The sequence below is a fragment of the Streptomyces atratus genome, from assembly GCF_040655115.1.
Taxonomy (GTDB): domain Bacteria; phylum Actinomycetota; class Actinomycetes; order Streptomycetales; family Streptomycetaceae; genus Streptomyces; species Streptomyces atratus_D.
Genome location: NZ_JBFAJH010000015.1, coordinates 85,258 through 98,192 on the forward strand (window position 1 = coordinate 85,258; position 12,935 = coordinate 98,192).

The 12,935-nt window shown below is 70.7% G+C and carries 11 protein-coding genes; 4 read left to right on the forward strand and 7 right to left on the reverse strand.

What is annotated here, in order from left to right; translation table 11 throughout:
• The first annotated feature begins 11 nt into the window (after positions 1–11).
• Entirely contained in the window at positions 12–1,367 is a 1,356-nt protein-coding gene (locus AB0I23_RS18885; RefSeq protein ID WP_359110636.1) for a M1 family metallopeptidase, read from the forward strand.
• A 28-nt stretch (positions 1,368–1,395) separates the two neighbouring features.
• On the opposite strand, the gene AB0I23_RS18890 is transcribed toward AB0I23_RS18885, so the two are convergent.
• Complete coding sequence (locus AB0I23_RS18890; RefSeq protein ID WP_359110637.1) at positions 1,396–2,898, reverse strand: M4 family metallopeptidase; 1,503 nt, start codon at positions 2,896–2,898, stop codon at positions 1,396–1,398.
• 305 nt (positions 2,899–3,203) lie between these two features.
• The gene (locus AB0I23_RS18895) at positions 3,204–3,779 is read right to left on the reverse strand and encodes a TerD family protein (protein WP_037692840.1); all 576 of its coding nucleotides are present in this window, start codon (positions 3,777–3,779) and stop codon (positions 3,204–3,206) included.
• A 191-nt stretch (positions 3,780–3,970) separates the two neighbouring features.
• Between AB0I23_RS18895 and arfB the strand changes: the two genes are divergently transcribed.
• Positions 3,971–4,396, forward strand: a complete 426-nt coding sequence (arfB, locus tag AB0I23_RS18900; RefSeq protein WP_359110549.1) for an alternative ribosome rescue aminoacyl-tRNA hydrolase ArfB — start codon at positions 3,971–3,973, stop codon at positions 4,394–4,396.
• A gap of 75 nt (positions 4,397–4,471) precedes the next feature.
• Here arfB and AB0I23_RS18905 read toward each other — a convergent pair whose 3' ends face one another.
• A complete protein-coding gene (locus tag AB0I23_RS18905) occupies positions 4,472–4,978 on the reverse strand; it encodes a flavin reductase family protein (RefSeq protein WP_359110551.1) in 507 nt (168 codons plus the stop codon).
• A gap of 394 nt (positions 4,979–5,372) precedes the next feature.
• On the opposite strand from AB0I23_RS18905, the gene cdgB reads away from it, so the two are divergent.
• Both cdgB and AB0I23_RS18915 read left to right on the forward strand, forming a co-directional pair.
• On the forward strand, positions 5,373–7,031 hold the full coding sequence (cdgB, locus tag AB0I23_RS18910) for a diguanylate cyclase CdgB (RefSeq protein ID WP_359110552.1): 1,659 nt from the start codon (positions 5,373–5,375) through the stop codon (positions 7,029–7,031).
• A gap of 163 nt (positions 7,032–7,194) precedes the next feature.
• On the forward strand, positions 7,195–8,175 hold the full coding sequence (locus AB0I23_RS18915) for a carbohydrate-binding protein (protein ID WP_359110554.1): 981 nt from the start codon (positions 7,195–7,197) through the stop codon (positions 8,173–8,175).
• A gap of 75 nt (positions 8,176–8,250) precedes the next feature.
• On the opposite strand, the gene AB0I23_RS18920 is transcribed toward AB0I23_RS18915, so the two are convergent.
• The 4 genes from AB0I23_RS18920 to AB0I23_RS18935 all read right to left on the reverse strand — a co-directional run bounded on the left by AB0I23_RS18920 (position 8,251) and on the right by AB0I23_RS18935 (position 12,369).
• Complete coding sequence (locus AB0I23_RS18920; protein ID WP_359110556.1) at positions 8,251–9,099, reverse strand: class II fructose-bisphosphate aldolase; 849 nt, start codon at positions 9,097–9,099, stop codon at positions 8,251–8,253.
• An 89-nt stretch (positions 9,100–9,188) separates the two neighbouring features.
• Positions 9,189–10,115: a 1-phosphofructokinase family hexose kinase gene (locus AB0I23_RS18925; RefSeq protein ID WP_359110639.1), complete on the reverse strand. Its 927-nt coding sequence runs from the start codon at positions 10,113–10,115 to the stop codon at positions 9,189–9,191.
• A 167-nt stretch (positions 10,116–10,282) separates the two neighbouring features.
• Complete coding sequence (nagA, locus tag AB0I23_RS18930; protein ID WP_359110558.1) at positions 10,283–11,437, reverse strand: N-acetylglucosamine-6-phosphate deacetylase; 1,155 nt, start codon at positions 11,435–11,437, stop codon at positions 10,283–10,285.
• Positions 11,437–12,369, reverse strand: coding sequence for an ROK family protein (locus tag AB0I23_RS18935; RefSeq protein ID WP_359110559.1), 933 nt, complete (start codon positions 12,367–12,369; stop codon positions 11,437–11,439). The genes nagA and AB0I23_RS18935 overlap by 1 nt, the downstream gene beginning before the upstream one ends.
• Positions 12,370–12,935: the final 566 nt, after the last annotated feature.

A 12,935-nucleotide genomic window follows, 5' to 3' on the forward strand; every position in this document is an offset into this window, starting at 1 on the left:
TCGTCACCACCATGGTCGTCTCCCTCGCCACCGCCTGCACCGGCGGTGTGGAGGGCACCCCCGGCGCCGCCGGTCTGCGCGACCCGTACTTCCCGAAGGCCGGCAACGGCGGGTACGACGTCACCCACTACGACCTCACCTTCGATGTCGACCCGGCCGCCCAGCACCTGCGCGGCACTGCCGTGATCACCGCGCGCGCCACTCAGGACCTCAGCGCCTTCAATCTCGACCTGGCCGGGCTGACCGTCGAGTCCGCGCAGGTCGAGGGGCGCCCGGCCGCCGTCAACCGGGCGGCCCACGAACTGACGCTGCGCCCCGACGCCGAGGTGGGGAGCCATCTCCACAAGGGCAGGACGTTCCGTACGGTCGTCCGCTACTCCGGTTTCCCGCTGACCCTCACCGACCCGGACAAGTCGAAGGAGGGCTGGCTGAGGACGGCGGACGGATCGGTGGCGCTCGGTGAGCCGGTCGGTGCGATGGCCTGGTTCCCCGGCAACAACCATCCGAGCGACAAGGCGTCCTACGACCTCACGGTCGCCGTTCCCAAGGGCCTGACCGCCGTGTCCAACGGCGAGCTGACGTCCCGGAGGACCTCCGGTGGCACCACCACGTTCCACTGGCACACCGCCGCGCCCATGGCGACCTATCTCGCGACGCTCGCCATCGGGCACTTCGACACGAAGGCGTCGACGACCCCCGACGGCATCAAGGTGTTCACGGCCGTGGACCCGAAGTCGGCGGCGGCGAGCGCCCGGACCCTGGCCCGGATCCCCGAGGTCGTGCGGTGGGAGGCCGAGCGCTTCGGCCCGTATCCGTTCTCCTCGACCGGCGCGATCGTCGACCGCGCGAACGACGCCGGGTATGCGCTGGAGACCCAGAACCGGCCGTTCTTCCCCGGCCCGCCGGACATCGGGCTCCTCGTCCATGAGATGTCCCACCAGTGGTTCGGGGACTCCGTCACGCCCGAGAGCTGGCGCGACATGTGGCTCAACGAGGGCTTCGCGACGTACGCGGAGTGGCTGTGGGAGGCGGACAAGGAGGGCGTTCCCGTCCAGGACAGCTTCGACCGTGCCTTCGCGAGCGACGCCAACTGGGCTTTCCCGCCCGCCGATCCGCCGACGGCCGCGGACATCTCGAAGTCGCCCGTGTACGGGCGCGGGGCGATGGTGATCCACAGAATCCGGCAGGCGGTGAACGACGACGAGCGTTTCTTCGCCCTCGTCAGGGGCTGGACGAAGGCGCACCGGTACGGCACCGCGTCGACGGCCGACTTCACCGCCTATGTGGAGAAGGCGACCGGTCTGGATCTGACGGACCTGTGGAACACCTGGCTGTACGGCAGGAGCCGGCCCGCCACGGAGGGCTGACCGGCTCCGGGAACCTCAGAGGCGGGGGCTAGTTCACGTTGATTCCGGACCAGGCGGCGGCGACCGCCGCGTACTCCGCGCTGCCCGTCCCGTACAGATCGGTCGCCGCCTTCAGGGTCGCGGTCCGCGCCCCGGCGTAGTCGGTGGTCGACGTCATGTAGGTGGAGAGGGCCCGGTACCAGATCTGAATGGCCTTGTCGCGCCCGATCCCCGTGATCGTGGAGCCGTTGGAGGTCGGGGAGTTGTAGGAGACCCCGTTGATGGTCTTCGCGCCGCTGCCCTCGGACAGCAGGTAGAAGAAGTGGTTGGCGGGCCCGGACGAGTAGTGGACGTCGAGCCGGCCGAGGGTCTTCGACCAGGAGTCGGCGGAGGCGCCGTCCTTGCTCGGCTTGTCCATGTAGCGCAGCGGGGTGCCGTTGCCGCGGATGTCGATCTTCTCGCCGATGAGGTAGTCGCCGACGTCGCTGCTGTTGCCCGCGTAGAACTCGACCGAGGTGCCGAATATGTCGCTGGTCGCCTCGTTGAGACCGCCGGACTCGCGGCTGTAGTTGAGCCTCGCGGTGGCCGCGGTCAGGCCGTGGCTCATCTCGTGTCCGGCGACGTCCAGCGAGGTGAGCGGCTTGAGGTTGCCCGAGCCGTCGCCGTACGTCATGCAGAAGCAGCTGTCCGACCAGAACGCGTTGACGTACGCGTTGCCGTAGTGGACCCGGGAGTACGCGGCCTTGCCGTCGCCCGCGATGCCGTTGCGTGCCAGGACGTTCTTGTAGAAGTCCCAGGTCACGGCGGCGCCGTAGTGGGCGTCGACGGCGGCGGTCTGACGGTTGGTCGCGAGACCGTTGCCCCAGATGTCGTCGGCGTCGGTGAAGAGGGTCCCGGTGCCGGCGGTGCCGCCGTTCAGGTCGTACGTGTTGTGGCCGCCGCGACCGCCGTCGGTCAGGTTGTAGCCGGACCCGGAGGCCGTGGTGCCCAGGTTCACCGTGCCGCTGTACTGGCTGGTGCCGGACCCGGTTTCGATGGCCTCGTACGCGTAGAGCTCCTTGCCGCTCGTGGCGTCCGTGATGACGTGGCGTTCGCTGGGAGTCCCGTCGTCCTGAACGCCCTTGACCACGCTCTCGTACGCGAGCGTCGGCTTGCCGGTGGCGGCCCAGATCACCTTCCGCGCACCGGCCTCGGCGGCGGGTGCGGCGGTCGTCGACGGGACGGCGATGGCGGCGCCGGTGGCCTTGGAAACCCCCTTGAGCGAACCGTCCTTACGGGTGTGGGTGACGAGGTCGCCGCCCAGGACGGGCAGTCCGTCGTAGGTGCGCTCGTATCGGGTGTGAACCGTGCCGTCGGCGTCCTTGATCACATCGCGGACGACGAGCTTTTCCTTGCCGCCGAGCTTGATCTTCGCGGCGGTCGAGGCGGCCCCGGCCTGGGCCTCCTTGAGGGCCGAGACCCGCTGGGACGCGCTGAGCGGCAGGGCGGTGGTCCCGGACGCGCGGTCCTGGGCCGCACCGGCCGAACCTGTTTGTACGCCGACGACGATCATCGCGGCGGTTGCGGCAAGGGCGGCGGCACGCAGAGTGGTTCTCACTCGTTCTCCTTCACTCGATCCGTGAGCTCCGTGAGGGGAGTGCGGTGAGAGTGACACCGATGCCGCCCCCATTGGCAGGGGCGCGTCAAGGATTTGACCGGATCTTGTCCGTTGACGAGGGATCGTCATCCGATATGCGTCATAAGGCCGTCGGCGCTGTGGCGGATGGCCGACGGCAGACGGACGAACGGGAGCCCCTGGCCGAAAACAATCGGCCGGGGGCTCCCGCTGTTCGGGCCTTCAGGCCCTGGGGCTCTGCGTCAGAGGTTGACGCCGAAGTCCTGCGCGATGCCGCGCAGACCCGAGGCGTATCCCTGGCCCACCGCGCGGAACTTCCACTCCGCGCCGTTGCGGTACAGCTCGCCGAAGACCATCGCGGTCTCGGTGGCGGCGTCCTCGCTCAGGTCGTAGCGGGCGATCTCGGCGCCGCCGGCCTGGTTGAGGATGCGGATGAACGCGTTGCGCACCTGGCCGAAGTTCTGGCTGCGCGTCTCGGCGTCGTAGATGGAGACCGGGAAGACGATCTTGTCGACGTCGGCGGTGAGGCCCGCCAGGTTGACGTTGATCTGCTCGTCGTCGCCCTCGCCCTGGCCCGTGACGTTGTCACCGGTGTGGACGATGGTCTGGTCCGGCGTCGACTTGTTGTTGAAGAAGACGAAGTGGCCGTCGGAGACGACCTTTCCCGCCGCGTTCACCGCGATCGCCGAGGCGTCGAGGTCGAAGTCGGTGCCGGTGGTGGTACGGACGTCCCAGCCGAGGCCGACCGTGACGGCGGTCAGGCCCGGGGCCTCCTTGGTGAGCGAGACGTTGCCGCCCTTGGACAGGCTTACTGCCATGGGAAGTCCCTTTCATCGTCGTGTGCGGACTTCGTGCGTTCACGAAGCTACCGTCACCCGTCATAACGCAGGCGGAGGACCGAGAGGTTCCTGCTCTCTTTACTTTCTTTACCCGATTCGCAGCCGGGCCGACGGCCGGGTGCGGCAAAAGGAGGTGACGAACGGGTCCCCGGCCAGGGAACATGGGTGTCATGTCCGGGCCCCATGTCATCCGCGGTTCGGTCTCCCTGCCGGAGGCCGAACTCATGTGGCGTTTCTCGCGGTCCTCCGGACCCGGCGGTCAGCACGTCAACACCAGCGACTCCCAGGTGGAGCTGCGCTTCGACCTCGCGGCGACCGAGTCGCTTCCCGAGGTGTGGAAGGAGCGGGCCCTCCAGAGACTGGAGAGCCGGCTGGTGGGCGGCGTGGTCACCGTACGGGCGTCGGAGCACCGCTCCCAGTGGCGCAACCGCGAGACCGCACTCGTCCGTCTCGCCGCCCTGCTGGCCGAAGCCACCGCGCCGCCCCCCAAGCCGCGCCGCAGGACCAGGATCCCGCGCGGGATCAACGAACGGAGGCTGCGCGAGAAGAAGCAGCGCGGCGACACGAAGCGCGGCCGCTCCGGCCGCGACTGGTAGGCGGCGCCCCGGCCGTGACGGCCGGGGCGCACCAGCGATCCGCTCCGGCCCCGACCGGGCGCCGGTGACGCCCGGTCAGCCCAGCTGCCGGTAGCGCCCCCGGAAGTACGTCAGCGGCCCCCCGTCCGCGCTCGGCAGCGCCGCACTCACCACCCGCCCGATCACCAGCGTGTGGTCGCCCGCGGGCACCCGCTGCTCCGTGCGGCATTCCAGCGTGGCGAGGGCGCCGCCGACCAGTGGCGCGCCCGACACCTCTCCCCGTACGTAGGGGATGTCGTCGAACAGCAGCCGGTCGCTGATCCGGCCTTTCATCGCGAACCGTCCCGCGACGTGCCGCTGGCTCTCCGCGAGCACGGAGACCGCCCACAACGGCTGCTCGTCCAGCAGGTCGTCCATCCGGGAGCCGTTGCGCAGGCTCACCAGGACCAGGGGCGGGTCCAGTGACACGGACATGAAGGCGGTCGCCGTCATCCCCACGTCCTCGCCGCGCCCGTTCTCGTCGAGCGGCGGCTCCTGGGCGGTGATCAGGACCACGCCTGCGGCCAGCCGGGCGAGGGCACCGCGGAACTCCTCGTTGCTCACCCCTTCAGCATGGGGGATGGGCTCGGTCCGCGGGGTGGGGGGTTTCGTCTGCAACACACGGGCACGCTAGTCGTTGCCCGTGTGCGGTCGCATCGGGCCAGGGGACCAGCCGGGTCCTAGGACTCCGGCCCCATGAGGTCGGACCGCCACGGCACGATGCAATGACGCGCGACGCCGCGCGACGCACAGATTTGCGTTCAAGAAGAGGACGGACCTCTTCCGTGGCCGACTCGGTACCCTTCACCGCGTGTTGTGACTTGAGTCACAGGAAGCAATATTTGTTGACCCTGTGTACCGGGTGCACAGCTCACTGTGATTCAGTGGCGGTGGCACTGCGAACAAGTACGTCGATATGAAACCTGGAGTGCTGTCGAGGTCTCGGGGAGTGCGAACAATGGAGGCCGAGTCGGAGCCGTACGTTCGTCTAGCGACGATGCGGCAGCTGCATCAGGCCGTCGCCGATCTCAACACGGCGCGGAGCCTGGCCGACACACTGCAGACCGTGGCCGACGGAATCGTCGCCGGTCTCGGATACGAGCTGGCCTGCGTCAACCTCGTCCGTCCCGACGGTGACCTCGTCGTCGCCGCGTTCGCGGGCAACGCCGCCGCCGAAGCCCTGATCACCGGCCGCGTCGGTTCGCGCGACTCCTGGGAGCGCAGGCTCTCCATGGGCGAGAGCTGGGACGAGCTCCGCTTCATACCGCACACCGACGGCTGGGTCCTCCTCGACGACGACGTACCGCAGTGGCACACCGAGGGTCCCGAGCCCCGCTTCGAGGACGAGTGGCATCCGCAGGACCGGCTCTACGCCCCGATGTACGCGTCCGGCGGCGGCCAGGACCTCCTCGGCGTCCTGTCCGTCGACCGCCCGCGCAACGGCCGCCTCCCCGGCGCCTGGGGCCGCGAGGCTCTCCAGATGTACGCGTCCCAGTCGGCCATTGCGATCAGCAACGCCCGGCTCCGAGCAAACATGCAGCGTGCCCTGGTCCGGCTCGAACGGGAGCAGCAGGCGCTCCGGGCCAGCGAGGAATCCTTCCGCCAGGCCTTCGAGTACGCCCCCAGCGGCATGGCCATCGCCGAGATGGGCGGCGACCAGCACGGCCGGCTGCTGCGCACCAACGACGCCCTGTGCCGGCTCCTCGGCCGCCCCGCCTCCGTCCTGCGCCGCCACTCCTTCGCCGACCTCGTGCACCCCGAGGACATCGGCACCCTGCTGCGCACGTCCGCCGAGGGCGGCCGCGCCGAGCTGCGGCTCGGGCGCCGGGACGGCACCTACCTCTGGGTCTCGCTGCGCAACTCCGTCGTCGCGGACACCGCCGACGGACCCCGCTTCCTCCTCACCCATGTGGAGGACATCGAGGAGCGCAAGCGCCACGAGCTGCACCTCGCGCACCGCGCCTCGCACGACGCGCTCACCGGCCTGCCCAACAGCGCGGAGCTGCGCGCCCGGCTCAGCGCCCGGCTCTGCGAGCGTCCGCACTCGACGACGGCGGCCACCGCCGTGGAGGCGCTGGACGCGGCGTACGGCGACGTCGAGGACGCCCGGACGCACGGCTTCCGGGCCGACGGCTTCGACGCGGACGTGGTGGCGGGCGGCGGCCCGTACGACCACCATGTCCACGCGGTGGCGCCCGACAGTGAGCAGGACGACGGGACGAAGGGACTCGCGGTCCTCTTCTGCGACCTCGACGGCTTCAAGTCCATCAACGACCGCTTCGGGCACCACACCGGCGACGCCGTACTGATCGAGGTAGCCCGGCGGCTGACCATCTGCGTGCGTGACGGCGACACCGTCGCCCGGCTCGGGGGTGACGAATTCGTCGTCCTCGCGGACGGGCTCGGCGCCGCGGACGCCGCGGACCTGGCCGTACGGTTGCGTAACGTCATCATTCCCCCCATTCGGGTGGATGGCCGTGCGGTGCGCGTCGGGGCGAGTTTCGGGATCGGCTGGGCCGGCTGCGGCATGACCGCCGAAGAGGTGCTGCGCTCCGCCGACCAGCGGATGTATGTGGAGAAGCGGTCCCGGTCGAAGGTTCACCGCAGGGCCGGCTGACGTTCATGGAAGGTCTGTTCCCGTACTCCCCGCAGGTCCCGTTACGGCACCCCGAAGGCCGACGGCAATTCTTGGTGTGCTCCGTTCGAGGTAGGCTCGGCCGGTCGGCGACGGCTGGCGATATTCGGCGACGGCTGGCGACATGGTGAGGAGTGACCCAGGGATGACGGCCGGGAACAACGGCGCAAGCACACCCGAGGACGACGATCCGTTCGGCTACCTGTACGAGGACGGACAGGCGTCCGGCGCTCAGCCGCCGCGGCAGGGCGGCTACGGCTACCCGGGTCCCGGCTCGCAGCCCGGCGTGCCCAGAACCTCGTACAACCAGGTGCGGACGGTCGGCGAGCGCCAGTACGGGCAGCAGGTGCCGCAGCAGCAGCCGTACGGCGGGCAGCAGCAGGCGCAGTACGGCCGGCCGAACGCCCAGTACGCCGCCCCCGAGACGTACCCCGGCGGCGGTCCCACCGCGCACGTCCCGGTGCAGGGCGGCCGCGGCCGTGGCGGCGGTCCCGGCAACGGCGGTCCGAACACCAAGGGCCTGCTGATCGGTGCGATCGCAGTCGTCGCGGTCGTGCTCATCGGCATCGGCGTCGCGATGATCACGAACAGCGGCAAGGACAACAACAAGAAGAACGAGGCCTCCACCTCGGCCGGTCCCGCCGGTCAGGTCGAGGAGTCCCCGAAGCCGAAGCAGTCCGACACGTCCTCCGAGGCCCCGGCGGAGCTGCCGAAGCAGGACGCGGCGACGCTGAAGCTCGGCGGCACGGCCACGCTCGACAACTCGATCAAGGGCGCGAAGAGCGCGAACGGCCAGTACATCAATCTGAACGAGGTCGGCAGGTCCGCGACCTGGTCGGTCGACGTGCCGTCGGCCGGCGAGTACACGCTGTTCGTGACGTACGGCGTGCCCGGCAAGGACGCCAAGACGTCGCTGACGGTGAACGCCGAGGCTCCCCGCTCGATCAACATGACGAACTTCGCGCACGCCCCGGAGGGCGACCTGGAGAAGGGCTGGACGACCACGTTCGCCTACGTCAACCTCAACAAGGGCCCGAACACGCTGATGATCTCGTGCAACGAGGGCGACCAGTGCGACGCCAACCTGGACCAGCTGTCGCTGAAGGCCGGTCACGTGCAGCGCTGACCGTCCCCGGACGCACTCCGGCCCCCCTCACCTTCGGGTGAGGGGGGCCGGGTTCTTTTCCGTGTACGGAGGAGGTCAGCCCATCAGGTTCAGGAACCCCGCCACCGTCGTGGCCATCGCCTCGCGGCCCGGGACGAGGTACGTGCGCGGGTCGACGCCCGTCGGGTTCTCGGCCAGGTACGCGCGCACCGCGCCGGTGAACGCCGTGTTCAGCGCCGTACCCACGTTGATCTTGCGCATGCCGGAGGCGACCGCCCGGCGGATCTCCTCGTCCGGGACACCGCTGGAGCCGTGCAGCACCAGCGGGACCGGGACCGCGTCGCGGAGCCGGCCGATCAGGGCGTGGTCCAGGGCGGCGGTGCGCTCCGTCATCGCGTGCGAGGAGCCGACCGCGACGGCCAGCGCGTCGACGCCGGTCGCCGCGACGTAGGCGGCGGCCTCGGCCGGGTCGGTCCGGACGCCGGGGGCGTGGGCGTCGAGCGGGGTCTCGCCCTCCTTCCCACCCACCCGGCCCAGCTCTGCCTCGATCCAGATCCCGCGCTCGTGGCCCCAGGCGACCGCGTCGGCCGTGGCCCGCACGTTCTCCTCGTAGGTCAGCTTCGAGGCGTCGAACATCACCGAGCCGAAGCCCTCGGCGTGCGCCTGGTGCAGCAGTTCCACGGACTCGACGTGGTCGAGGTGGAGCGCGAGCGGCGCACCGGAGGCGCGGGCGACGGCGGCGGTCGCGGCGGCGATGGCGGAGAGCCGGCCGCCGTGGAACTTCACGGCGTTCTCGGAGATCTGCAGGACGGCGGGCGCCCCGGCGCGCTCCGCGCCCGCGGCGATGGCCTCCGCGTGCTCCAGCGTGATGACGTTGAAGGCGGCGACCGATCGTCCGTCGGCCTGGGCGGCCGAGACGAGTTCACCGGTGCTGACGAGCGGCATGCTGACCCCTGAGGCTTCGTGTGGTGCGGGATGGTGCTGGGTGGTCCGGGACGGTGCCGGGCGCGCGGTGCGGGCTGGTTCCGCGTCGCTCAGACCGCCGGTGCTTGTTCCTCGATGCCGACGCGCGGCAGCAGCTCCTCGTACGCCGTCCGGTCGAATTCCCCGGCCGCCGGTGCCAGCACCGTCGCCGTCGACAGTGCCACAGCCCTGCGCAGGCGGTCCGGCCAGCTCAGTCCCTCGACGAGTCCGGACAGCAGCCCGGCCACCGCGGAGTCGCCCGCTCCGGTGGGGTTGCCCGCGACCCGGTCGGGCGGCGCCGCCCGCCAGGTGCCCTCGGGTGTGACGGCGAGCATGCCGTCCGCGCCGAGCGAGGCGACCACGCCGTGCGCGCCCCGGCGGCGGGCGTCACGGGTGGCGCGCAGCGGGTCGCGGGAGCCGGTGAGCTGGGCGAGCTCGTCGGCGTTCGGCTTGATCAGGTCGGGGCGGGCGGCGATGCCCCGGCGCAGCGGTTCGCCGCTGGTGTCGAGGAGGACGGGGGCCTCGGCGGCGCGGGCGAGGCGGACCAGTTCGGCGTAGGCGCCGACGTGGATGCCGGGCGGCAGGCTGCCGCAGAGTGCGACCGCGTCCGCGTCGGCGAGGAGCTTCTCGTATGTGGCGAGGAAGGCGGCCCACTCGTCGGCGCTGACGAGCGGGCCGGGTTCGTTGAGCTGGGTGGTGTCGCCGGTGGACGCGTCGACGACGGCTATGGTGCGGCGGGTGTTCCCGGCGACGGGGACGAGTGCGTCGCGCGGCGGGAGGTCCGCCAGGAGACCGCGGAGTACGGCTCCGGTGGCGCCTCCGGCGAAGCCGGTGACCACGGTCTCGTGGCCGAGTGCGGAGAGTACCCGGGCGACGTTGAGTCCTTTGCCGCCGGGGCGTTCGGAGATGTCACCGACGCGGTGGCTGGTGCGCGGAACCAGCGCCGGAACGCCGTACGTCAGGTCGAGTGCCGTGTTCAGTGTGACCGTGAGGATCACCTCGGTCACCCCTTCGATCCGTGCCGGAGCGCGGATCCCTTGCCAGAACGCGCTTTCCCTGCTGTTGACGAAGCGATCATGCCAAAGAGCAAGCGGTCGGCCCAGACCTCAGGGCCAACCGCTGTCTCTTCGTTACGTATTCGGCTCACTGTCAAGAATGGGTGAAATCAACCGAGGTCGGGCTCAATGACCCATTCGCCCTTGCGCATGACGCCCTTGAGCGCGAAGTCCGCGTCCAGGACCACCAGGTCCGCGTCCTTGCCCGGGTCCAGCGAGCCGACCTTGTCGTACACGCCGAGCAGCCGTGCCGGGTTGACGGAGATGGACCGGACGACGTCCTCGACCGGGATCCGGTCGAGTGTGACGGCCCGGCGGAACGCGGTGTCCAGGGTGAGCGTGGAACCCGCGATCGAGTTGCCCTCGACGAGCCGGGCGACGCCGTCCTTGACCTCGACGGCGAGCGGGCCCAGCTGGTACAGGCCGTCGCCGAACCCGGCCGCGTCCATCGCGTCCGTGATCAGCGCGACGCGCGCGGCGCCCGCGTGGTGGTACGCCAGCTCCAGGGCGGCCGGGTGCAGATGCGTACCGTCGTTGATCAGCTCGACGGTGATCCGCTCGTCCTCCAGGAGGGCGGCGATCGGGCCGGGCTCGCGGTGGGCGAGCGGCGGCATCGCGTTGAACAGGTGGGTGGCGACGGTGGCGCCCGCGTCGATCGCCTCGACGGTCTGCTCGTACGTCGCGTCGGTGTGCCCGATCGCGGCGATCACGCCGTGCTCGGCGAGCAGCCGCACCGACTCGATGCCGCCCGGCAGTTCGGTGGCGAGCGTGAACATCTTCGCGGTGCCGCGCGCCGCGTCCATCAGCTTGCGGACCTCGGCCGGGTCCGGGTGGCGCAGCAGCTTCTCGCTGTGTGCGCCCTTGCGGCACGGCGAGATGAACGGGCCCTCGAAGTGGATCCCGGCCAGGTCGCCCTGCTCGACCAGCTCGGAGAGGATGCCGGCCCGCTCGGCGAGGAAGTCCATCTCGCCGGTGACGGTGGAGGCGACCAGGGTGGTGGTGCCGTGCTCGCGGTGGGTGCGGACGCCGGTGAGCACCTCGTCCACGGTGCCGGAGGTGAAGGACGCGCCGCCACCGCCGTGGTTGTGCATGTCGACGAAGCCGGGGACGACCCAGTGGCCGGTCAGATCGATGGTGCGAGCGCCCTCCGCCGGACTCCCGGTGATCCGAGTGCCCTCGACGACCACCCGGCCGTTCTCGACGGTACCGGTGGGAAGAACCACCTGGGCCCCGGCGAGAACCGTGCTGTCTGCGCGTGCGGCCATCAGGCGGATACCTCCGTGGAGAGAAGATCCCAGGCGAGCAGTCCTGCACCCAGGCATCCGGCGGTGTCCCCGAGGGCCGCCGGGACGATGTCGGGCAGCTTCTGGAACGTGACACGTTCCTCGACGCCCGCACGGAGTGGTACGAACAAGGTTTCCCCCGCCTCGGCGAGGCCGCCACCGATGATGAGCATGTGTGGGTCCAGCAGGGTCAGCGCGGTGACCATCCCGGCGGCGAGGGCGTCGACTGCGTCCTGCCATACCCGTACGGCCGCGGGGTCGCCCGATTCGACGGCCTTCGCGCAGTCCGCGGCGTCGGCCTCCGGGTCCCCCGACGCGGCGGCCCAGGCACGGCTGACGGCGGAGGCGGACGCGAGGGTCTCCAGGCAGCCGCGCTGTCCGCACCCGCAGTCCGGACCGTCCGGCCGGACCACGATGTGCCCGATCTCGCCCGCGTACCCGTGCGCGCCCGCCTCGATGGTGCCCGCGATGCCGATGGCTCCGGCGATGCCGGTGCCCAGCGGGACGAACAGGAAGCGGTCGGCGCCCCTGCCCGCGCCGATCCGGCCCTCGGCGAGGCCGCCGGTCCTGACGTCGTGGCCGAGCGCGACGGGTACACCGCCGAGCCGCTCGCCGAGCAGGGTGCGCATGGGGACGTCGCGCCAGCCCAGGTTCGAGGCGTAGACCGCGATCCCGTTCTCCGCGTCGACGATGCCGGGCACGGCGACACCGGCCGCGACGGCGCTCTCGCCGAAGTGTTCCTCTCCGTGGGCGCGCAGTTCCGCGGCGAAGGCGAGGATCGACTCCACGACGGCGTCGGGTCCGCGCTCCCTGCCGGTCGCGCGCCGAGCCTCGTGGAGCAGGGTCCCGTCGGCCCCGACCAGTGCGGCCTTCATTCCGGTGCCGCCCACATCGAGGGCGATGACGTGTTTCACGGGAGACAGTTTCGCCCGAGGACCCCCGATAGGTCTAGTCCACTATTGTTGTTTGTTGAGCACCCATACAAAATCACGGCAAAGCGCCTGACCGGGCCCCGGGCCGCGCCTTCGACCAGGCCCTCTGCCGGGCTCAGGGAGTCAGGATCACGCTGCGCGACAGTGGGGTCGTCGGAGCGTGTCGGCGTGGGCCCGGTGGGTCGCTCGATCGGGCGAGGGGTGGGGAATCGCACCCGCGCACACATGCCCGTGCATGGTTTCGTGCTCGTGGCCGGCCCACCGCACGAGGCGAGCTGGACCGGAAGGGGGTGGGCCGGATGATCCGTGCGCACACGTTCCTCATGCGGCCCACCGCGGGTCGGACGCGGGAACTCGACGAGATGCTGTGGGATCACTGCTCCCTTGCGGGCACACCAGCGCGGACAACCGGACCACCCAGGAGAAGTTCCACCGCGTCGCCTGCGGCCACACCGCGCGCGCCGGCACAGGTGGAGCCACCAGAACCCGGCCGCCGTGCTCGGTTCGATCTCGGCGGAGGCGTCGAAGGCGGAGGACGCGGAGCAGCG

Coding starts and splice junctions, on each gene's coding strand:
- AB0I23_RS18920 (WP_359110556.1), bottom strand. CDS start 9,099: ATGCCGCTCGTCAGCACCGGTGAACTCGTCTCGGCCGCCCAGGCCGAC.
- AB0I23_RS18915 (WP_359110554.1), top strand. CDS start 7,195: ATGACGGCCGGGAACAACGGCGCAAGCACACCCGAGGACGACGATCCG.
- AB0I23_RS18890 (WP_359110637.1), bottom strand. CDS start 2,898: ATGATCGTCGTCGGCGTACAAACAGGTTCGGCCGGTGCGGCCCAGGAC.
- AB0I23_RS18885 (WP_359110636.1), top strand. CDS start 12: ATGGTCGTCTCCCTCGCCACCGCCTGCACCGGCGGTGTGGAGGGCACC.
- nagA (WP_359110558.1), bottom strand. CDS start 11,437: ATGGCCGCACGCGCAGACAGCACGGTTCTCGCCGGGGCCCAGGTGGTT.
- AB0I23_RS18895 (WP_037692840.1), bottom strand. CDS start 3,779: ATGGCAGTAAGCCTGTCCAAGGGCGGCAACGTCTCGCTCACCAAGGAG.
- cdgB (WP_359110552.1), top strand. CDS start 5,373: ATGGAGGCCGAGTCGGAGCCGTACGTTCGTCTAGCGACGATGCGGCAG.
- arfB (WP_359110549.1), top strand. CDS start 3,971: ATGTCCGGGCCCCATGTCATCCGCGGTTCGGTCTCCCTGCCGGAGGCC.